General features: G+C 48.1%; 22 protein-coding genes. 16 read left to right on the top strand and 6 right to left on the bottom strand.

Annotated features, from left to right (window positions below):
- Positions 1–50: 50 nt before the first annotated feature.
- From zipA to ACFQ45_RS12630, 3 genes are all read left to right on the top strand, one after another.
- Entirely contained in the window at positions 51–1,127 is a 1,077-nt protein-coding gene (gene zipA, locus ACFQ45_RS12640) for a cell division protein ZipA (protein ID WP_377368235.1), read from the top strand.
- Positions 1,128–1,199: 72 nt separating this feature from the next.
- Complete coding sequence (gene ligA, locus ACFQ45_RS12635) at positions 1,200–3,236, top strand: NAD-dependent DNA ligase LigA (RefSeq protein WP_377368233.1); 2,037 nt, start codon at positions 1,200–1,202, stop codon at positions 3,234–3,236.
- Positions 3,237–3,239: 3 nt separating this feature from the next.
- Positions 3,240–3,473 carry a YheU family protein gene (locus tag ACFQ45_RS12630; protein WP_377368231.1) on the top strand — a complete coding sequence of 78 codons (234 nt, stop codon included), beginning with the start codon at positions 3,240–3,242 and terminating at the stop codon, positions 3,471–3,473.
- Positions 3,474–3,515: 42 nt separating this feature from the next.
- On the opposite strand, the gene cysE is transcribed toward ACFQ45_RS12630, so the two are convergent.
- Positions 3,516–4,334 carry a serine O-acetyltransferase gene (gene cysE, locus ACFQ45_RS12625; RefSeq protein ID WP_377368229.1) on the bottom strand — a complete coding sequence of 273 codons (819 nt, stop codon included), beginning with the start codon at positions 4,332–4,334 and terminating at the stop codon, positions 3,516–3,518.
- 104 nt (positions 4,335–4,438) lie between these two features.
- Between cysE and ACFQ45_RS12620 the strand changes: the two genes are divergently transcribed.
- Positions 4,439–4,768, top strand: a complete 330-nt coding sequence (locus ACFQ45_RS12620) for a hypothetical protein (protein ID WP_377368227.1) — start codon at positions 4,439–4,441, stop codon at positions 4,766–4,768.
- Positions 4,769–4,794: 26 nt separating this feature from the next.
- Here the strand turns inward: ACFQ45_RS12620 and mnmC are convergent, their stop codons facing one another.
- Together mnmC and ACFQ45_RS12610 are read right to left on the bottom strand one after the other, a co-directional pair.
- Entirely contained in the window at positions 4,795–6,744 is a 1,950-nt protein-coding gene (mnmC, locus tag ACFQ45_RS12615) for a bifunctional tRNA (5-methylaminomethyl-2-thiouridine)(34)-methyltransferase MnmD/FAD-dependent 5-carboxymethylaminomethyl-2-thiouridine(34) oxidoreductase MnmC (RefSeq protein ID WP_377368225.1), read from the bottom strand.
- Complete coding sequence (locus ACFQ45_RS12610) at positions 6,734–7,285, bottom strand: peptidylprolyl isomerase (protein ID WP_377368223.1); 552 nt, start codon at positions 7,283–7,285, stop codon at positions 6,734–6,736. Before ACFQ45_RS12610 ends, mnmC begins: the two co-directional genes overlap by 11 nt.
- Before the next feature lie 86 nt (positions 7,286–7,371).
- Between ACFQ45_RS12610 and ACFQ45_RS12605 the strand changes: the two genes are divergently transcribed.
- Positions 7,372–7,665, top strand: coding sequence for a SelT/SelW/SelH family protein (locus ACFQ45_RS12605; RefSeq protein ID WP_377368221.1), 294 nt, complete (start codon positions 7,372–7,374; stop codon positions 7,663–7,665).
- A 15-nt stretch (positions 7,666–7,680) separates the two neighbouring features.
- On the opposite strand, the gene ACFQ45_RS12600 is transcribed toward ACFQ45_RS12605, so the two are convergent.
- Both ACFQ45_RS12600 and ACFQ45_RS12595 read right to left on the bottom strand, forming a co-directional pair.
- Positions 7,681–7,977 (bottom strand): YciI family protein, encoded by a 297-nt coding sequence (locus ACFQ45_RS12600; RefSeq protein ID WP_377368219.1) that lies wholly within the window; start codon positions 7,975–7,977, stop codon positions 7,681–7,683.
- 2 nt (positions 7,978–7,979) lie between these two features.
- On the bottom strand, positions 7,980–8,516 hold the full coding sequence (locus ACFQ45_RS12595; RefSeq protein ID WP_377368217.1) for a septation protein A: 537 nt from the start codon (positions 8,514–8,516) through the stop codon (positions 7,980–7,982).
- Between the two features lie 67 nt (positions 8,517–8,583).
- Between ACFQ45_RS12595 and ACFQ45_RS12590 the strand changes: the two genes are divergently transcribed.
- The 6 genes from ACFQ45_RS12590 to ACFQ45_RS12565 all read left to right on the top strand — a co-directional run bounded on the left by ACFQ45_RS12590 (position 8,584) and on the right by ACFQ45_RS12565 (position 13,885).
- Positions 8,584–9,429, top strand: coding sequence for a PHP domain-containing protein (locus ACFQ45_RS12590; RefSeq protein WP_377368215.1), 846 nt, complete (start codon positions 8,584–8,586; stop codon positions 9,427–9,429).
- A 33-nt stretch (positions 9,430–9,462) separates the two neighbouring features.
- Complete coding sequence (locus tag ACFQ45_RS12585; RefSeq protein WP_377368213.1) at positions 9,463–10,083, top strand: L-threonylcarbamoyladenylate synthase; 621 nt, start codon at positions 9,463–9,465, stop codon at positions 10,081–10,083.
- 141 nt (positions 10,084–10,224) lie between these two features.
- Entirely contained in the window at positions 10,225–11,136 is a 912-nt protein-coding gene (gene rluB, locus ACFQ45_RS12580; protein WP_377368211.1) for a 23S rRNA pseudouridine(2605) synthase RluB, read from the top strand.
- Between the two features lie 14 nt (positions 11,137–11,150).
- Entirely contained in the window at positions 11,151–11,612 is a 462-nt protein-coding gene (locus ACFQ45_RS12575; RefSeq protein ID WP_377368209.1) for a DUF1499 domain-containing protein, read from the top strand.
- A 45-nt stretch (positions 11,613–11,657) separates the two neighbouring features.
- Complete coding sequence (locus tag ACFQ45_RS12570; RefSeq protein WP_377368207.1) at positions 11,658–12,377, top strand: response regulator; 720 nt, start codon at positions 11,658–11,660, stop codon at positions 12,375–12,377.
- Between the two features lie 5 nt (positions 12,378–12,382).
- A complete protein-coding gene (locus ACFQ45_RS12565) occupies positions 12,383–13,885 on the top strand; it encodes an ATP-binding protein (RefSeq protein WP_377368205.1) in 1,503 nt (500 codons plus the stop codon).
- Between the two features lie 74 nt (positions 13,886–13,959).
- Here ACFQ45_RS12565 and nikR read toward each other — a convergent pair whose 3' ends face one another.
- A complete protein-coding gene (nikR, locus tag ACFQ45_RS12560; RefSeq protein WP_377368203.1) occupies positions 13,960–14,373 on the bottom strand; it encodes a nickel-responsive transcriptional regulator NikR in 414 nt (137 codons plus the stop codon).
- Positions 14,374–14,551: 178 nt separating this feature from the next.
- On the opposite strand from nikR, the gene ACFQ45_RS12555 reads away from it, so the two are divergent.
- Genes ACFQ45_RS12555 through ACFQ45_RS12535 form a run of 5 tightly spaced genes read left to right on the top strand, consistent with a single transcriptional unit; the run spans position 14,552 to position 19,236 of the window.
- The gene (locus ACFQ45_RS12555; RefSeq protein ID WP_377368201.1) at positions 14,552–16,111 is read left to right on the top strand and encodes an ABC transporter substrate-binding protein; all 1,560 of its coding nucleotides are present in this window, start codon (positions 14,552–14,554) and stop codon (positions 16,109–16,111) included.
- A complete protein-coding gene (locus tag ACFQ45_RS12550) occupies positions 16,112–17,074 on the top strand; it encodes an ABC transporter permease (protein WP_377368199.1) in 963 nt (320 codons plus the stop codon).
- Positions 17,071–17,883: an ABC transporter permease gene (locus ACFQ45_RS12545; protein WP_377368197.1), complete on the top strand. Its 813-nt coding sequence runs from the start codon at positions 17,071–17,073 to the stop codon at positions 17,881–17,883. Before ACFQ45_RS12550 ends, ACFQ45_RS12545 begins: the two co-directional genes overlap by 4 nt.
- Positions 17,877–18,656, top strand: coding sequence for an ATP-binding cassette domain-containing protein (locus ACFQ45_RS12540; RefSeq protein ID WP_377368195.1), 780 nt, complete (start codon positions 17,877–17,879; stop codon positions 18,654–18,656). The genes ACFQ45_RS12545 and ACFQ45_RS12540 overlap by 7 nt, the downstream gene beginning before the upstream one ends.
- Positions 18,634–19,236, top strand: a complete 603-nt coding sequence (locus ACFQ45_RS12535; RefSeq protein WP_377368192.1) for an ABC transporter ATP-binding protein — start codon at positions 18,634–18,636, stop codon at positions 19,234–19,236. The genes ACFQ45_RS12540 and ACFQ45_RS12535 overlap by 23 nt, the downstream gene beginning before the upstream one ends.
- Positions 19,237–19,239 lie beyond the last annotated feature (3 nt).

Below are 19,239 nucleotides of genomic sequence, written 5' to 3'. Positions count from 1 at the left end.
CTTCAACTGATAATACTGACAAATTAATTGATCTATAGCGGATTTTTGCAATGGAATTTAGCTTGCGTGAGTGGCTAATTTTAATAGGAGTGGTGATCATCGTAGTCATCTTAGTGGATGGTTATCGACGATACCGTAGATCGCAAGTCGTTCAGACGTTTGATGACGATGACGATTTTCGTGATCCAGATGAATTAGTAAAAGAAGCAACATTACGTCGGGAACTTCCCAATGGTGGTGCTCGTCCTGTTGGTGCGCCACCGGAATCCAATGATCCGGTCATGAATGCATTTGAAAATGCTCGGAAGACAGCAAGAGGGCCTTTAACAGATCTGCCTCATAAGGTGGATTCAGGTCCTCAACTTGACCGAAACGATCAGTTCGAATTGGACGAACTGGCGTCCCTAGTGCCTGAGCGATTTAATGATGACCAACAGGGTAACGTGGATGCTGATCAAGACTACGGCGATGTCCTCTACGATGGTTATGATGGATTAGATGTGGGCTATGACGAAGAGTATGACGACGCGTATGACGACGCCGAAGCCCCAGCAGAAGAAACCCCTATTGCCGATGATGATAGTTATGAAGAAGAAAACTTCGAGCGTGACTACAGCAGTGTTGATCTAGAGCAGTCTACCAACAATATGCCACTGGAAGATGAGCCAGAGGCCGTAGACGAAGAAGCTGAAATCGAAGAAGTGATTGTCATCAACGTGTTTGCTCCAGAAGGTGAAACCTTCGCTGGTATGGAGCTGTTACAACTGGTATTGAATTGCGGCATGCGTTACGGGGAAATGGATATCTTCCACCGCCATGAAGAGGGCTTCGATAGAGGTAAAATTCAGTTCTCTATGGCCAATGCCATGGAGCCAGGTACCTTTAATCTTGATACCATGGGTGAAACTGACTGCCCTGGGGTGAGCTTCTTTATGGGGCTGCCTGGCCCTAAAAACAGCATGAAAGCGTTTGATTTTATGCTTGAAACGGCCCAAGCCCTAGTGCGTAACCTAGGTGGTGAATTGCGTGATGAGCGTCGTATGCCCATGAGCGAGCAAACCATTGCCCATTGCCGTCAGCGCATTAAAGATTTTGAGCGTCGACAGTTAACTAAGAAGAAGCGCTAAGCCGAAATGCTTTAGCGAAGTTAAGGCCCCATAGGGGCCTTTATTGTTTATATGATTGGATTTGAGAGCCATATGAGTGATAGCAAAGCCTATACCTTAGACGATGTTTTAGCATTGATTCAGCAGCTGAACGACTACAGCTATGCCTACCATGTGAAAGATGAGCCTTTGGTTCCTGATGCAGAGTACGACCGCTGTTATCGCGCGCTGCAGGCCATTGAGGCTAAGCATCCTGAATGGGTTCAACCGGATTCTCCTACCCAGCGTGTTGGTGAAAAGCCAGATAATGGTTTTGCGACGGTAGAGCACACAGTCCCTATGTTGTCGCTAGATAACGCCTTTGATGATGACAACATGCAGGATTTTGATGAGCGGGTACGCAAGCTTTCTGGCAAAGGGGAATTGACCTACTGCTGTGAGCCTAAGTTAGATGGTCTAGCCATTAGCATTCGTTATGAAAATGGCCACTTGGTCCGCGGCGTTACTCGGGGTGATGGCTTGTCTGGGGAAGACATTACTTCCAATATTAAGACGATTTATTCTGTTCCCCTGAAGCTTCGCACAGACACCCCACCGCCAGTTCTGGAAGTCCGTGGTGAGATTTACATGCCGAAAGAGGGCTTTGAAAAGCTCAATCAGGCGGCCGCAGCAAAGGGCGAAAAAACCTTCGTCAATCCACGTAACGCTGCGGCAGGTAGCTTACGTCAGCTGGATCCCAAAATTACCGCTGCTCGCCCACTGGTGCTGTGTGCTTACAGTATTGGTTATGTGGAAGGCTGGGAGCAGCCTGATAGTCACTATGAAGGCTTGCTTCAGTTATCCGATTGGGGGTTTAAAACCAACAACCTGATGAAGCGCGTAACAGGTGTGAAAGGCTGCCTTGAGTATTACGCTGAGCTGTCTGAACAGCGTGAAGGGCTCTCCTACGACATTGATGGCATTGTCTACAAGGTGGACAGCATTGCTCAACAAAAGCAGCTTGGGTTTGTGGCGCGGGCCCCCCGTTGGGCGATTGCCAGAAAGTTTCCAGCTCAAGAAGAAGTGACCCAGATCCTAGGAGTGGATTTCCAAGTTGGGCGAACGGGTGCGATTACCCCAGTGGCTCGTTTGCAACCAACGTTTGTGGGTGGCGTGACTGTCTCAAACGCTACGCTCCATAACCAAGATGAAATCGAACGCTTGGGAGTGCAGGTAAAAGACTGGGTGGTCATTCGCCGTGCGGGGGATGTTATCCCCCAGGTGGTTCAGGTTCTGCAAGATCGTCGTCCTGAGGACGCTCAGGAAGTGGTTTTCCCAACCCAGTGTCCGATCTGTCAATCAGATGTGGAACGAGTGGAGGGGGAAGCCGTTCAGCGTTGTACCGGTGGTTTAGTGTGTGGGGCTCAACTAAAAGAGAGCTTAAAACACTTTGTTTCCCGTAAAGCGTTAGACATTGATGGACTTGGTGACAAGCTGATTGAGCAGCTGGTGGATGCTGGTTTGGTGAAAACCCCAGTGGATATTTTCTTGCTAAAAGACAAACCTGCCCGCTTGCTCGCAATGGAGCGCATGGGAGACAAGTCAGTGGACAAGCTTCTGACCGCTATCGAAACTTCTAAGCAAACCCAATTCAATCGCTTTGTTTATGCCTTAGGCATCCGCGAAGTAGGGGAGGCCACGGCACGCACATTGACCCAATATTTTGGTGATATAGAAAAGCTTATGTCCGCATCTGAAGAGGATTTGATTGAAGTGGAGGATGTGGGGCCAATCGTTGCGCAACACATTCGCATGTTCTTCGATCAAGAGGATAATGTGGCGATCGTTCGTGGCTTGTTAGAGCAAGGCCTCACATGGCAGTCCACCCAGGACGTAGAAGCGGGTGAACAGCCTCTCGAGGGCTTAACCTATGTGGTAACGGGGACTCTGTCTCGTTACTCCCGTGACGAAGTGAAAGACTTGCTTATCAAGCTTGGCGCTAAGGTGAGTGGTTCCGTCTCAGCCAAAACTCACTGTTTGGTAGCTGGCGAAAAAGCGGGTTCTAAACTGACTAAGGCACAAAACTTGGGTGTTGAGGTCATGGATGAAGAAGCCTTGCACCAGATGCTCACTCAACATGGGGCAGTGTAAGTTATGGATACTGTCATCCCGTTTGACTCCCTGGACCCTGATACCCTGGTGAATGTGTTGAACGACATTGTTTCCCGAGACGGTACAGACTACGGTGACTATGAGTTATCGACAGAGCGAAAACGTGAGCAAGCGTTACGAGCGTTGAAAAACGGTGAGGCGGTGCTTGTGTTTGATACGGAAAGTGAAACTATTCAGTTAGTGTCCAAGCAATCTTTGGAACATCGTTACGACTAACAAAAAAGGGCTTCTCAGAAGCCCTTTTTAATCATGGTTTGTTCAGTCTCGAACGCATCCTTTAAAAGAGTGATCCATTTCTCGGGATGGCTCTTTTTCTTGGTTACGGCCAACCACCTTGGCGGGTACACCCGCTACGGTAGTATGTCGCGCAACAGGCTCTAGCACCACGCTGCCGGCGCCAATTTTGGCACCTTCGCCTACTTCAATGTTGCCTAGAATTTTCGCCCCTGCGCCAATCAAGACGCCAGAACGTATCTTAGGATGACGATCGCCAGTTTCTTTACCTGTACCCCCAAGGGTAACGGATTGCAAAATGGACACGTTATCTTCAATGACACAGGTCTCACCCACCACTAAGCCCGTGGCGTGGTCTAACATGATGCCACAACCAATACGGGCGGCCGGGTGGATGTCCACACCAAAGGTCATGGACATTTGGCCTTGTAGGTACAAGGCAAGGCTCTCACGACCTTGTTTCCACAGCCAATTCGCAACACGGTAAGTTTGTAGGGCATGGAACCCCTTAAAGAAGAGTAATGGCGTTGTCAGGCAATCGCATGCGGCATCTCGCTCCTTAATGGATAAAATATCTTGAGCGATACAATCGACAATCTTTGATCCTTCGTCAGCCATAGCTTCTTCAAACACTTCACGAAGCACCATCGCAGGGATGGAAATACTGTCCAGTTTACTGGCCAGTAAGAAGCTCAGTGCCGAGCTCAGAGAGTCATGGCGCAGGATGGTGGTGTTAAAATAACTTGCCAAAATAGGCTCATCTTGTGCTAGCTTTTCAGCTTCAGCCTGTAAAGATGGCCACAAGTTGTCAGATGTCACGTCAGATTGCATTGTGTTACTCAAGATCAATATACCTACATGTTTTCGTGGCTAGAGTCTGGTTATGGGGTTAGCATCTATCAATACAAGGGCAAATGTAAACACAAAGCCCGATTTATGGAGAGACTATGAGTCAACGAACTGTATCCGATGCCTTGCATGTATTTTACGAACTCAACAGCGCTTTGTCCGACGCATATTGGGAAACAAATGATATAAATAGCAAGGATTTGTTTTTTGCTATGAAAACCATGCTGCAGGATGAGCTGGACGAGCTGCATAAATTAAGTATGCAGGATCATATTTACCCATATGAACCGATTAACCCAGGTGTGATTAAGCTTAGCGATAAGTTACGCAGCTTGCATCCTGTGCTGGGTGAGACCGTGTATCGACCGACTACTTATCAGCGCTTGGATGAGCTAATCCCTCGTGCCTGTGATTTGTTCGAAATTTAATGACTGATATTGCTGAAACGAGGCCATTACACCTCGCCTCGTTTCAATTTTCGGATCGTAAATCGATTTGGGTGCAGAGCATCCGTTACCGCCGTCTCAATCGGCAATGGCTCACCCAGCATTAAGCTGGCGAGATAGTTTGCACATAATGGTGTGCTGACGAGCCCCCGAGATCCGTGCCCTAAATTCACATAGAGCCCTTCTATTTTTTCAACTTCTTCATTGGTTTGCCATTTCGCATTAGTGCGTAAAGGTCCTAAAGCGTTAATGAGGCTGGCTGTTGCAGAAACTGGCCCAACGATAGGGGTGTAATCCGAAACTGTACAACGAAGAGATGCTCGACCTTGGCATAGACTAGAATGGCTTTCATTCACATCTATCGGTAAAAGATCTGCCAGTTTGGAGATGTTCTCACTATGACTGGTGCCTGTGACGGTTAAGTCTTCATTCTTAAGATCGTAAGTCGCACCAAAGTTAAGCTGATCATCCAAGGCGGGTGAAACATAGCCATCGGCACAGATCACCTGTTTAAACTCACGAGCCTTTACTTGGCTAGGAATATCCAATGTGGAAATAGGAAGTTGAGACACTTGCCCGCGTATGGGTTTCGTTGGCAAGAGGGTCCAAGGTGCCAGCGCATCCTGTTGATTGGCGGTGCAGAGTATTACTTGATTGCAATGATAAGTGTGTTGGTTTGAGAGGAGTTCAAACCCTTCTGTTGTTGTCTTAATCTGCTCTAATGGGCGGTTAAGGTGCACTGTGATGTTGGCGTGACTGAGTAGCGTTTCGCAAAGGGCTTTAGGGCGCACCCAGCCAGACAAAGGCAAAATGAGCTTGCCATCAACGGCCTTTAAAATGGCATCAGGATACAGCTCAGCACGGGTGATTTTTTCAAATTTCAGTTGTTCTGCATCATCCTTTGGTAACTGTGTGAGTCCGCAGTGTTGCCAAATGCTTTTATCAGCATATTGCTGATAAAAGTTATGAGCATACAGGTAGCTGCTTAGATATAAACGATTGACTGGCGTATCGGATGCCCCAAGCTTCGGATAAAGCATGCCTTGCTCGTTTCCTGATGCGCCCGCTGCAATGTGATCTGCTTGTTCCCAGACTTCAACGGCAATGTTTTTTTGCGCCAGAGCATGAGCGGTGGTGGCACCAGCGAGACCTGAGCCGATAACAATGACCTTGCCCATTGGACGAAGGGGGCGTGAAGCAAACCAAGCTGGTTGAGTGGAAGAGTATCGGGTCGTTTGCTCGTCTTCTAGAAACTGGCCAATCATCATCTCCCGCTTATGACCAAACCCTTTGACTTTTTGTACTTGAAAGCCATGGGATTGCAGTCCACGACGAACGATGCCAGCAGCGGTAAAGGTTGCAAAAGTGGTATCAGAGTGACTCAGCCTATTGATTTGTTGAAACAGCTGATCGCTCCACATATCAGGGTTTTTACTTGGCGCAAAGCCATCTAAGAACCAAGCGTCCACTTGAGCGTCCAGAGCAGTAAAGCCCTCACTTGCTTCCCCGAACCAAAGAGTTAGAGTTGTTCGTAACTGAGGGAGTTCTACTCGGTGCAGGCCGTGGCATTGCTGTGGGTAATGGGCGATCAGCTCGTCAGCCAAAGGCTGTAGGCTGGGCCACATGGCTAGGGATTGAGTCAGAGATGCTTTAGATAGGGGGTACTTTTCAACGGACACAAAGTGTAGCCAACTGGTGTCAGGAGCATGCTGTAAAAAGCACTCTAACGCACATAGAAAATTGAGCCCCGTACCAAAGCCTGTTTCCGCAATGGTAAAGTTGCGGTTTAACAGAGAGCCAAATCGCTCCGTTAGCCGATTGTGTTCGAGGAACACGTAGCGTGTTTCCGCAAGCCCCGCTTCTTTATCAAAATACACATCATCAAAGGTCGCGGAGCGGGGGACCCCATCGTCCCCAAAGTGCAAAGTCGGTGCTTCTAATCGATAGCTAGTTAACACGCGTGACACTCTCAATGATGACAGGCGTATTGGGCACGTTTTGGTAAGGGCCAACGTTGCGAGTCGGCACTTTGGCGATTTGATCCACCACGTCCATACCTTCCGTCACACGGCCGAATACTGTGTATCCCGCTGCACCACGAGCACCATGGTTAAGGAAGTTGTTGTCCACTAGGTTAATGAAGAACTGTGAGGTGGCGCTGTTTGGATCTTGAGTACGAGCCATAGCGAGGGTGCCACGGTCGTTATAAAGGCCGTTATTGCCTTCATATGGGATAGCGTGGCGGGTTTGTTTGCGATCAAGGTCTTCTTTAAAACCACCGCCCTGAATCATAAAGCCATTGATCACACGGTGAAAAATAACATCGTTGTAAAAGGATTCATCAACATAGCGCAGAAAGTTCTCGACAGTTTGTGGCGCAGCCTCGTCGGCAAGCTCTACGCGGATGTCCCCCATGGAGGTTTTTATGTCTACTTCGGTGGCTAAACTTGGCATGCTCAATGTGCTAAGCAGAAGGCCTGCGATTAAACTTTTTTTCATTAGAGTCTTCCTTATTGATAAAGCGCCCATAATATTAGGGACTAACGGCGCGTACGCCAAGGTGAAATTAGTAAGAGAGGCTTTTCATGAGAACTGCAGTGGTAGAAATAGAATATTGCACCCTTTGTCGTTGGATGTTACGGGCGGCATGGTTGTCTCAAGAGCTTCTTACGACCTTTGATGATGACATCAAAAGCGTCACTTTGATCCCAACCCAAGGGGGGATTTTTAAGGTGCGCGTGAATGGCACTGAGATTTGGTGTCGAAAGGCGGAAGGTGGTTTTCCGGAGGCTAAGGTGTTGAAACAAAGAATGCGGGATGTGATTGACCCTGAACGAGATCTGGGGCACTCAGATGTAAAACAAGACAGCGAGCCGTAGCTCGCTGTCTTTGAGTTAGAAAACCTGTTTAAAAGGTTTCACCGCAACGGTTTGATAGACCCCTGCTGCAACGTAAGGGTCGGCATCTGCCCATGCTTGAGCCTCTTCTAGGGAGGCAAACTCTGCCACCACAACACTGCCAGTGAAGCCAGCAGTACCAGGATCGCTTGAGTCTATGGCTGGGTTTGGGCCAGCCAGCACAAGGCGACCTTGATCGCGAAGTAGTTCTAATCTTTTTAAGTGCGCTGGTCGCACAGAAAGACGGGCTTCAAGACTGTTTTCGACATCTTGGCCAACAATCGAGTACAGCATGCTTATTCCTTATTCTGTAGGTGTGACGAGAGGTAAATGCCCTGAAGGATAATGAACACAAGCGTCATACCCAGCAAACCAAAGAGTTTAAAATCTACCCAAATGTCTTCACTAAAGTTGAAGGCAACATAAAGGTTTACCGCCCCAGATAGGATAAAGAATCCTACCCAAGCTAAGTTGAGTGTGCGCCATACCTTGTGTGGAAGCTGAATCTTATCGCCCATCATGCGTTCAATGATGTTGCGTTGGCCGATAAATTGGCTGCCAAAGAAGACAATGGCAAACAACCAATTAACGATTGTGGGCTTCCACTTAATGAAGTCTCCATCGCCCATTAAGACGGTTGCGCCTCCCAGCAGGACCACTAATACCAAAGAAATGACATGCATTTTTTCGATTTGGCGGTGTTTCCACCAAGTGTATGACACTTGCAAAATCGTTGCGGGAATCAGAACTGCGGTGGCGAGAATGATGTCTCCGGTGGATTTATATACCAAGAAAAATACAAGAATGGGTAAAAAGTCGAATAATAATTTCATAGTCAAACCAGTTTCTGTATGCTCGAAGAATCATACCTAGCAACGGCTTGAAAGAATACCCCTATTGATGTCTGAACATCCTTATCAACACATAGACCTACACACTCATTCGACCGCTTCGGATGGCAAACTCTCTCCCACAGAGCTAGTAACCCTTGCCCATGAACAAGGGGTTTCTATGCTGGCGTTGACTGACCATGACACGATCAAAGGTTTAGAGGAAGCTCATCAGTGCGCCCATGGATTGGGGATGACTCTTATAAACGGTTGTGAGTTATCCGTCGCTTGGAACAAAATTCCCCTGCATATGGTGGCGTTGGGCTTCGAGCCAGATAACCAAGCGTTAAAAAAGTGGACCCAGCGCAATCAAACTGTGCGTTTGGAGCGAGGTCGCCAAATTGCAGACTTGCTGGTTAAAAAAGGCTTACCGGACTTATACGACAAAGCCGTGGAAGAAGCCGGTGAGAGCCAGCTGGGACGTCCCCATTTTGCTAAGGTGATGATTCGGGAAGGCATTGTCAAAGACATGAATAAAGCCTTTGATCATTACTTAGGGAATAAAAAAATTGGTCAAATACGGGATGTCTGGCCCCAGCTTGAGGAGATTATGCCGGAGTTGGCTGCGACAGATTGTGAGTTAGTGCTCGCACATCCCAAGCGATATCCCGTAACTGTGACTAAACTTAAAGGTGTACTCGCCGATTTTAAACGGTACGGGGGTACCGCTATTGAAGTGGCATCTGGTCATGAACGACCAGATCATGTGCGTTTCTTAGAGCGGCTGACCCGAGAGTTTGAATTCGAGGCCTCCGCGGGCAGCGATTATCATGGGCCGTTTGGGCCTTGGACAAATGTTGGGCGTTACACGCAAGTGCATGAGCAGGAAGTAAGACCCATTTGGTACAAGTGGTAGCATCGAAGTACTTAACGACTTGGAGATAAGATATTGAGCCAGTTTTTTCAGATCCACCCTGAAAACCCTCAGCCTCGTTTGATTAAACAAGCAGCACAGGTCATCCGTGAAGGGGGCGTTATTGCCTATCCCACAGATTGCGGGTATTCCCTCGGGTGCCACATTGGTGACAAGGCGGCGCTTGAGAAAATTCGTATGATTCGGCGTCTTGATGATAAGCATAACTTTACGCTTGTCTGTAAAGACTTATCTGAGATTTCCACTTATGCTCGCTTTGACAACACCTTGTACCGATTGCTTAAGCATCACACGCCTGGGCCGTATACCTTTATTTTTAATGCCACGTCTGAAGTGCCACGTCGGTTAATGCACCCCAAGCGTAAAACGATTGGTATTCGTGTGCCGGATAATAAAATCGTACAGGATTTATTGGCTGAGTTAGGGGAGCCTATTATGAGTGCCTCGCTAATTTTGCCCGGAGAGACAGATCCTATGATGGATCCCTATGACATTCGTGACACCTTGCAGCATCAGCTGGATTTAGTCATCGATGGGGGATTTTGTGGGATGCAGCCGACCACCGTGGTGGCGTTGGATTCCGATGACATTCAAGTGGTGCGAATAGGGGCGGGTGACCCAGCGCCGTTTGCTTAAAAATGAGTTCTTTCTAGCCTATGAAGTGCTAGGGGATGTGACTATAATGCAGGCAATTTAAATGCTGTGTTGTAGCGTTAAAGAAACAGTTAATTGTTAATAACAGTGGGTTGCTGCGAAGCATTCCCCAAAGAGGTCGTAATGGACGAAAAATTACAGAAAGTTCTCGCACGTGCGGGTGTTGGGTCTCGTCGTGAGATGGAAAATCGAATTCGTGAAGGTCGTGTTAGCGTTAACGGTAACGTGGCGACCCTAGGGGATCGTGTGCGCTCTGATGACGTGATTGAACTTGACGGTGAGTTGGTTAAAGCAACGGCTGTCGAAGAGCTTGAGCGTAGAGTGATTATTTACAACAAGCCAGAAGGGGAAGTGTGTACTCGCAAAGACCCTGAAGGCCGCCCAACAGTGTTTGATAAATTGCCTAAATTACGCGGTAGCCGTTGGATTGCTGTGGGCCGTTTGGATATTAATACATCTGGATTACTCCTATTCACTACCGATGGCGAGTTAGCGAATCGCCTGATGCACCCTTCAACAGAGATTGACCGTGAATACCTGGTTCGCGTGATGGGTAATGTGACCGAGGAGCATTTGGTTAACCTGAAAAAAGGTGTGCTATTAGAAGATGGCATGGCCCAGTTTACTGACATCGTTGATGGTGGTGGTGAAGGCATTAACCGCTGGTTCTACGTGTGCCTGATGGAAGGTCGTAACCGCGAAGTGCGTCGCCTATGGGAATCCCAAGGGGTTAAGGTAAACCGCTTAAAACGTGTGCGTTTTGGGCCTGTGTTCTTGCCATCAAAAGCAAAAGTTGGTCGCTGGGTAGAAATGGAAGACGATGATGTTTCAGCATTATGTGAGCTGGTGGATCTTCCACACCGCCCAACCAGTGTTAAGAGTCAGCAAGAAGTGCATGACCGTCGCCGTCAACGTGGCTCGCGAGTGAGCGGAAGCGTTGCACGTACTAAGCGCCGAGATAAAGGGTTTGATTGGCAAAGCTCTGATAAACAAGAGTTTAAACCTAAAAAACCAGGACGTAGATCATTTAGATAAGAGGACAGCGTGTTATGAGCATGGTGCGATGGGTATTTGTTGTTATCATTGCGATGCTAATTGGCTTTTTCGTCTATGTAGAGATGAATAATGAAATGCCGCAGGATTTAGGAGTTAACGAGGGACTGTTGTTACCATGCCCTGACACGCCAAACTGTGTGTCATCTCAAGCTGATGCTGAGGATGAAGAACACTATGTTGAGCCTATTATCTACCGTGGCAACGTAAAAGATGCGCAGTTGGCGGTAGAGCAGTTTTTCTTGAGTCAGCCTGATACGCGTATTGTTGAGAGCCGCTTAGGCTACACACATATTGTGGTTGATAGCCGTTTATTTGGTTTTCGAGATGATGTGGAACTCTACTTCCCAGAAGCGGATAGCGTTATGCATGTTCGCTCTGCCTCGCGGGTTGGTTACGATGACCTAGGTGTAAACCAAGAGCGAGTTAGACAAATTCGAAATCTTCTAGTAGATTGATCTTAAAGGTTTTATAAAAAACTACCAAACGGACGAGGATGGAACATGAGCGCTAACGAACCCCAATCTATTTTGATTGTTGAAGATGACGAGCGTCTTGCCAGTTTGACCCAAGAGTATCTCCAAAAAAATGGTTTTACTGTTGCGGTTGAGCCAGATGGTCGTAATGCGATTTCACGGATTGTCAAAGAGCAGCCGTCACTTGTTATTCTAGATCTTATGTTGCCTGGGGCTGATGGTTTTACTGTTTGTCGTAGCGTACGTAACGAGTACAAAGGCCCCATTTTGATGTTGACCGCTCGCAGTGATGATGTAGACCAAATTTTAGGTCTGGAAATCGGTGCAGACGATTACGTCTCTAAACCTGCGAAGCCTCGTGTATTGCTTGCCCGTGTTCAATCTCTATTACGTCGTAGCACCCAAGACGTTGATCAAGGTGTTGTCGAAGCAGGTGTTGAGCAAACGCTTGAATTTGGTCAGCTTGTGGTGGACAACTCTCGCCGTGAAGCTTGGCGTGAAGGTGAAGAAATTGAGCTCACCAGTGCTGAGTTTGATTTGCTATGGTTGCTTGCGAGCAATGCTGGTCGCATTCTTAGCCGTGAAGAAATTTTCGGTGAGCTGCGTGGCATTGAGTACGATGGTCAAGACCGATCTGTAGACGTTCGAATTTCTCGTATTCGTTCTAAAATTGGCGATGATCCGATCCATCCCCGTCGAATCAAAACCATCCGTAGTAAGGGTTACCTGTTTGTAAAAGAGGTGTAACCTTTATGAGAAGTGATATATGGCGCCTCTATCGGCATATCCTGATCGGAGGGGCCATCATATTACTGGTGTGCTATGTGGCGATAGAGTTAATACAAAAGCGCTACGAAGCCGAACAAAGACACCGCCTTATGAGTGCCGATGTCCACCTTGCTGGACAGTTATTGGGTAGCAAAACTCTCTCTTTAGATGCTTTAAACCAACACTCTCGTTTCCAGTGGCGTGTCGTATCTCTCCCCGAATCTGCTCCAAGTGACTTGACCGTAGAGTGGCTTGATACCCCTGAAGGGGATTTAGCACAAGTCTATAGTCAGTCTCAGTTGTTATTAGAAGGCGTTCCTAAATCCGCGGACGGTTACAGTGTAGCCAGCTTGCTCCGTTACTACTTGAGCTTATCTCAACCTGTAGAACAAAAAATAGCCACTCTGAAGGAATTACCCAATCTTGAGGTGACCAAGGTTGAGGCTGATCGTTGGTTTGCCCCAACTCAGTCTGGAATTGATATCGTGGACTCATATAAAGGGGAGTTGAGTATTTTATGGTTCACAGGGGAAGGAGAGGCTTGGCGAATTCGTCTAGATCTTGATGTGGCTTTCTCGTTAAGTCTAGCTGTGGTGTTAATTGTGATCATCGCAGTGGTGGCGCTCTTAACCTTGATTTGGGCTGAGCTTAGCCGCTTGGATCAAAAACGTGTGCACTTCGAAACCGTTACTCGACAAATTGCCCGTGGCCGAAGCAATCTTCCTCAAGGGGTAGTGGATAGTTCAGGTACCTTAAAAGAGTTGGCCTATTCATTTGACTCCATGTCATCTCACATTCAGAGGCTTTTGAAAGTTCAGCGTGAAATGATCAATGCCATCTCCCATGAATTGAGAACACCTATCGCGCGCCTACGATTTGGGCTTGAAGCCTTGAAGGATGATGTCAGCGAGGACTTGGAACCTTCTGTGAGTGCCCTTGAGATCGATGTGGAAGAGTTAAATACCCTAGTTGATGAAGTGCTTACCTATGGTAAGTTGGAAGAAGGGTCCTTGGCTCTCAATTTTGAGCGAACCAGCATCAGCCAATTGTTGAAGGGGATCGTGGATCATAACCAAGCATTGCTGCAACGATTCGACGTACGTATCAGTGTCAGTGATGATGACATTGTGAATGCGGACGCCCATCATCTTCATCGAGCCTTACAGAACCTTATTCTTAATGCCTCTAAGTATGCTAACTCTGTAATCTCAATTACTTTTACTGCGGATGAAGAGCGCTGGCAGGTAGATATTGAGGATGATGGTCCAGGGATTCCTGTTGAAGATAGGGATAAGGTATTTATTCCATTCCAGCGTCTTGATAACAGCCGCACCCGTGCCTCAGGAGGATACGGGTTGGGGCTTGCGATCGTGCAGCGTATCGCTTTCTGGCACGGTGGTGCAGTACTGGTGGACGGCAGTGAGTTAGGGGGAGCTAAGTTTAGCTTGATTTGGTCCCGTAGCCAGCATCAGAACACCCTAAGCTAGCACCTTTCCCTCTGGGGATGTGTGTTAGAGTCGTTTTTAGTTGTTAGATGGCCTCTGTCCGAGACTATTTCTCCCTAGCTTGTCGTGGTCTCCGTGGGGATGATTACCACTTCGCCGTTTTTTACTTTACGATCTGAGACGAGGTGATCTGCGAAGTGTCGCACCTCGTTTACATTCCCTTTTAGAATAGAGACTTCCATGCATTGATCATGATCTAAATGGATATGCAGGGATGAAACGGTCAAATCATGATGATCGTGGTGGGCAGCTGTCACTTTATTGGAAGCTTCCCGAGCGTGATGGTCAAAGGTGTAGACCAAGGCCGCCACGCAGGGGGTATCAGGTAGGGCTTCTACTCTTTTACGGGCTAGACCTGCACGGGTCATGTCTCGGATGGCTTCAGATCGATTCCCATAACCCCGTTCTTCCATAAGCTTATCGAGCTCTGCCATCAGATCGTCATCTAACGTGACTGTAACGCGTTGCATTCCCACTCCAATTGTTCGAAATCTAGGTTAAGTAAAAGATAGTTGCTTCTATGAGCCTCAATATGCCTTGAAAAGAGTGTTGATGCAAAGCTCTAATTGCGTTTCTTTAAAGGGAAAAGTATGATGAAAATAAAAATTTAGCATACTTTAAATGGATGTTCTCCCTAGGCGGCTCATAATGAAATTCACCAGCAGTGTCATCATCGCTTTGATTGCGGTCATCAGTTCTGTTTCTTCTGCACAAAATGTCCAGTCTCCAACCACACCGAAAAGTATTGTCTTAGCCATTGGTGGTGAGCCTGAAACCGGTTTTGATCCACTGCTAGGGTGGGGAAGTTATGGTAATCCGTTGTTTCAATCGACCTTACTGAATCGTGATGCGGATCTCAAAACTCAGCCTAATCTAGCGACACAGTGGACACTCTCAGATGATAGATTAACTTGGACCATCTCATTGCGGGAGGATGTTCGCTTCTCTGATGGCTCTCAGCTGACTGCTGAAGATGTTGCTTTTACTTTCAACCATGCCAAAGCATCGGCAGGGCAATTGGATTTGCAGGTAATGAAAGAAGCAACGGCGCTAGACACAAAAACGGTAAAGATTGAACTCACTAAACCTTGGATAACCTTTGTGGATTTTTTCTTTACCTTGGGCATTGTTCCTAAAGCTTCCTATGGGCCGGAATATGGGCGTCATCCTATTGGTTCAGGACCTTTTCAAATGGTCTCTTGGCAGGAGGGGCAACAGCTAATCGTTGAACGAAATCCTTATTACTTTGGCAAAGCTCCGGCGTTTGAACAGATTACTTTTCTATTCACTGGCGAAGATGCAGGTTTGGCAGCGGCTAATGCTGGGGTAGTACAAATGGTATCAGTGCCTGCCCAGTTAGCGGATGTCGTACCGGAAGGTTTTTATCCGAAAGCCGTTCAAACGGTTGATAACCGTGGGCTTAGTATGCCATTTCCTTCCCCTGAGAGTGTTTCTGGTCGCAAGGTGGGCAATTCTGCCACTTCAGATCTTGCCATTAGAAAGGCCATGAATCTCTGGATCGACCGTGAGTTAGTGGTTTATGTAGCGTTACACGGCCATGGTACCCCAGGATATGGGCCTGCAGATGCTTTGCCTTGGTCTGGAGAGGTGCAGGTGCCCCATGATCCAGAAGCGGCTCAGAAGCTATTGGATGAGGCAGGCTGGCTCATGGGGGCTGACGGTGTGCGAATAAAAGATGGCGTTAAAGCGGCCTTTCCAATTAATTACCCCGCCAGTGATGCAACCCGTCAGGCCTTAGCGGAAACTGTGGCAGAGTTACTACGTCCTCTTGGGATCGAAGCCACTCCAGTAGGAGGGAGCTGGGACGCCATTCAACGGGTGATGCATTCTGAACCTGTGGTTTTTGGATTTGGCAGTCATTCTCCTTATCAGCTTTATGGTATCTATGCATCAGAGCTGGGCGGAGTAGGCTATTCTAACCCCAGCTACTATGAAAACTCCCAGGTAGATAAACTTTTTGCTCAAGCTCAAGCTGCGAAAACAGTTGAGGCCTCTTACGACCATTGGTCTGAGTCAGCCAAGCACTTTGGGTTTAAAGGGGATAACGCTTGGGTTTGGCTAGTGAACCTAGATCATGTTTATTTTATTGATGAATGTCTTGATTTGGGCAAAACCCAAATTGAACCCCATGGCCATGGTTGGCCTGTCACTGCGACCATCGCAGACTGGCGTTGGACTTGCCAGTAAATGTCTATATTGCGTCTTTTTACCCGGCAACTGATATTACTTGTCACTGTGGCTTTGGTGGTTTTTCTATTGATGAAATTGTCGCCGATTGATCCAGTGGATGCTTATCTTGGGGTGGCGGTTTCCAAAGTTGGGCCGGAGCAAAAAGCGCAAATTGAGGCCGCTTGGGGACTCGATCGTCCCGTGGCCGAACAATTTTTAGTCTGGGCAGGGCAGCTTGTCTCAGGGGATCTGGGATTTAGTACCACTTATAATATGTCTGTGGCGGAAGTCATGGGGGATCGCATTGGCGCGTCTTTAGCGTTGACTGGTCTGGCATGGCTGCTATCAGGCATTGTTGGCTTTATATTGGGCGTATTAGCGGCTTCTTTTGCCGGGACTTGGATCGATCGAATGATACGCCTGTGGTGTTATGTTTTGGCTGGTACACCGACTTTTTGGCTGGCGATTCTGGCGATTGTCGGGGTGTCCGTATGGCTTGGTTGGGCGCCTATTTGTTGTTCTGGCCCGATTGGTGTGCCTCCCGATCAGGTGACTTTTGGGGAGCGACTGGCGCACCTTGCCTTGCCTCTGATTGTTTTAACTACCCTTGGGGTGTCCTCTATTGCCCTGCATACTCGAGTTAAGATGATTGAAGTGCTGCAGTCAGATTATGTGCTGTTAGCGCGAGCACAGGGCGCGTCTTTATTTGATATCGTTTTACGCCACGGGTTACGAAATGCGGCACTACCTGCTTTGGCGGCGATGATGGCAGCAAGTGGTGAGATATTTGGCGGCTCTATCTTGGCTGAGCAGGTGTTTGCTTGGCCTGGGTTAGGTCGAGCCACGGTTGAGGCAGGTTTAAAGGGAGATGTACCTTTGCTGTTAGCCATCGCCTTGTTAACCACTCTTATAGTTTCGACAGCTAATTTTTGTGCCGACCGTTTACAAGGTGTCATCGATCCTCGTGCGAGGTCCCTATGAATGGTCGTCTAAGTGCTCTGTATCGCGGCGGAATGGCATTATCCTTGATACTGATTGTGTTGCTTGCGGCGGCTCTTATTGGAGAGACTGGGATTCGAGCGGATTTTTTGAGTCGTTTACAGTCACCTAGTTGGGCTCACCCTTTTGGTACCGATCAAATGGGGCGTGATCTGTTGGCCCGTTCACTACATGGTTTGGCTTTGAGTCTTTGGGTTGGGCTGCTCGCGGCAAGTCTGTCAGTATTCATTTCAACCTTGGTGGCTTTAGGGGCGGCTTTTGGTGATCGTGCGGATCGCGTGGTAACGTTTCTGATTGATGGGATGTTGTCTATGCCGCACCTGATGCTGCTTATTCTATTGTCTTTCGCTTTAGGTGGCGGCACCTCAGCGGTGATCTTGGCTGTGGCCATTAGTCACTGGCCCCGTCTTGCCCGTATTTTACGAATCGAATTGCGAGAAGTTCAAGCCACAGCCTATGTTCAAACCTCCCGTGCCTTGGGGAAGTCGCCGTGGTTTATTGCAAGGCATCACATCTTGCCGCATTTGCTGCCTCATATTTTAGTTGGGGCATTGTTGATGTTTCCCCATGCTATTTTGCATGAAGCAGGTCTAACATTTTTAGGCTTCGGGTTGGAACCTTCCCGTCCTGCTATTGGTGTCATGTTGTCGGAATCCATGAGGCACATCAGTGCTGGTCGCTGGTGGTTGGCTTTGTTTCCTGGTGTGATGCTGGTGCTATTAGTGCTGGCTTTTGAAGCTCTTGGTAGCGCCAGCCGACGTTTATTTACCCCAAGGGAGGCCCAATGCTAACCCTGTCCAATTTATCCCTGAGTTTTCATCGTTATGGGGGACTTATCCGCCGTGAGCAAGTTGAACGTCTCTCTGCTCTAAGCTTCACTGTTGCTCCAGGGGAGCTTGTGGCTGTGGTAGGTACTTCTGGTGCTGGGAAAAGTTTGTTGGCTCATGCCATTCTGGGTTTGCTTCCGCCTAATGCCAATTTGAAAGGGGAAATGATGTTTAAGGGAGCATCCCTTATGAATGACTACCCAAAAGGGCTGAGAGGTAAGCAGATTGCTTTGATGCCCCAAGACATAGGTCACCTTGATCCTCTGGCGAAAGTAGGTGCTCAGATTCGTTGGTCAGGGCGTCGCGCAGGCAATGATAAAGTCGACCCTGTCGCTCAGTTGCTCGATGTTGGGCTATCCCCAGAGGTTGCTGATCGCTTTCCAAGTGAGCTTTCTGGAGGCATGGCGCGACGTGTTCTAATGGCCCTATCACTGGTAGGTTCACCTAACCTATTGGTTGCTGATGAACCTACGGTGGGGCTTGATCCTGACAATCGTGACCGAATTTTAAAACGGCTCCGTGATCAGGCCTCTGGAGAGCGGTCAGTGCTGCTTATCACCCATGATCTCAGCGCAGTATTACCATTGGTTGATCGGGTTGTGATTTTGGATCAGGGACGTTTGTTAGGCATAGAGCGAGCGGATGATTTCAGTGGATCGGGTATAGATTTGCAGTCTGAACATGCTCGAGCCTTGTGGCAGGCGCTGCCACAAAATGAGTTTTATTCTTATGCTTGAAGCGGTGAATTTATCGGCGGGTTTTGATCATCCATTGTTTGAAAATGTGTCCTTGCGCTTACAGTCTGGTGAGTTTGTTGGGGTGTATGGGCCATCGGGCGCAGGGAAGACCACCTTTGGACGAACCCTTGCAGGGTTACATAAACCCGCCACAGGTGTCGTAAATGTGGACGGTAGAACTGTTCCGAGTAAAGGGTTTCATCCAGTTCAATATCTTCATCAAAACCCTCAATTGGCAATGAATCCCCGTTGGCGTGTGGAACAAATTGTATCGGAGGCCATGGTGCCATCCAGGGAGCTAGCCGACTGCATTGGTGTGGCGTCGGACTGGCTAAAACGATATCCCCATGAGCTTTCTGGAGGGCAATTACAGAGGGTTTCTGTTTTGCGTGCTTTGTCAGGCAAACCTAGATTTCTGATAGCAGATGAAATCTCCGCTTCTCTGGATCCCATTTCGCAGGCGCAGCTTTGGCAAACATTAAAACGTATTGCAGAGCAAGAGAGTATCGGTGTGCTTGTCATTAGTCATGACAAAGCTTTGCTCACTAGAGTTTGCTCGTCCATTATCCAGATCGGCTAAAAG

Source organism: Rhodanobacter aciditrophus (assembly GCF_042679525.1).
GTDB lineage: Bacteria > Pseudomonadota > Gammaproteobacteria > Pseudomonadales > Marinomonadaceae > Marinomonas > Marinomonas aciditrophus.
The sequence above is the reverse complement of the archived record's forward strand: the minus strand, read 5'-3'. Positions and strand labels throughout refer to the sequence as shown.

What these genes read in the sequence shown, in the direction of transcription:
- zipA (WP_377368235.1), top strand. Translation starts at nt 51, where the DNA reads ATGGAATTTAGCTTGCGTGAGTGGCTAATTTTAATAGGAGTGGTGATC.
- ligA (WP_377368233.1), top strand. Translation starts at nt 1,200, where the DNA reads ATGAGTGATAGCAAAGCCTATACCTTAGACGATGTTTTAGCATTGATT.
- ACFQ45_RS12630 (WP_377368231.1), top strand. Translation starts at nt 3,240, where the DNA reads ATGGATACTGTCATCCCGTTTGACTCCCTGGACCCTGATACCCTGGTG.
- ACFQ45_RS12620 (WP_377368227.1), top strand. Translation starts at nt 4,439, where the DNA reads ATGAGTCAACGAACTGTATCCGATGCCTTGCATGTATTTTACGAACTC.
- ACFQ45_RS12610 (WP_377368223.1), bottom strand. Translation starts at nt 7,285, where the DNA reads ATGAAAAAAAGTTTAATCGCAGGCCTTCTGCTTAGCACATTGAGCATG.
- ACFQ45_RS12605 (WP_377368221.1), top strand. Translation starts at nt 7,372, where the DNA reads ATGAGAACTGCAGTGGTAGAAATAGAATATTGCACCCTTTGTCGTTGG.
- ACFQ45_RS12600 (WP_377368219.1), bottom strand. Translation starts at nt 7,977, where the DNA reads ATGCTGTACTCGATTGTTGGCCAAGATGTCGAAAACAGTCTTGAAGCC.
- ACFQ45_RS12595 (WP_377368217.1), bottom strand. Translation starts at nt 8,516, where the DNA reads ATGAAATTATTATTCGACTTTTTACCCATTCTTGTATTTTTCTTGGTA.
- ACFQ45_RS12590 (WP_377368215.1), top strand. Translation starts at nt 8,584, where the DNA reads ATGTCTGAACATCCTTATCAACACATAGACCTACACACTCATTCGACC.
- rluB (WP_377368211.1), top strand. Translation starts at nt 10,225, where the DNA reads ATGGACGAAAAATTACAGAAAGTTCTCGCACGTGCGGGTGTTGGGTCT.
- ACFQ45_RS12575 (WP_377368209.1), top strand. Translation starts at nt 11,151, where the DNA reads ATGAGCATGGTGCGATGGGTATTTGTTGTTATCATTGCGATGCTAATT.
- ACFQ45_RS12570 (WP_377368207.1), top strand. Translation starts at nt 11,658, where the DNA reads ATGAGCGCTAACGAACCCCAATCTATTTTGATTGTTGAAGATGACGAG.
- ACFQ45_RS12565 (WP_377368205.1), top strand. Translation starts at nt 12,383, where the DNA reads ATGAGAAGTGATATATGGCGCCTCTATCGGCATATCCTGATCGGAGGG.
- nikR (WP_377368203.1), bottom strand. Translation starts at nt 14,373, where the DNA reads ATGCAACGCGTTACAGTCACGTTAGATGACGATCTGATGGCAGAGCTC.
- ACFQ45_RS12555 (WP_377368201.1), top strand. Translation starts at nt 14,552, where the DNA reads ATGAAATTCACCAGCAGTGTCATCATCGCTTTGATTGCGGTCATCAGT.
- ACFQ45_RS12550 (WP_377368199.1), top strand. Translation starts at nt 16,112, where the DNA reads ATGTCTATATTGCGTCTTTTTACCCGGCAACTGATATTACTTGTCACT.
- ACFQ45_RS12545 (WP_377368197.1), top strand. Translation starts at nt 17,071, where the DNA reads ATGAATGGTCGTCTAAGTGCTCTGTATCGCGGCGGAATGGCATTATCC.
- ACFQ45_RS12540 (WP_377368195.1), top strand. Translation starts at nt 17,877, where the DNA reads ATGCTAACCCTGTCCAATTTATCCCTGAGTTTTCATCGTTATGGGGGA.
- ACFQ45_RS12535 (WP_377368192.1), top strand. Translation starts at nt 18,634, where the DNA reads ATGAGTTTTATTCTTATGCTTGAAGCGGTGAATTTATCGGCGGGTTTT.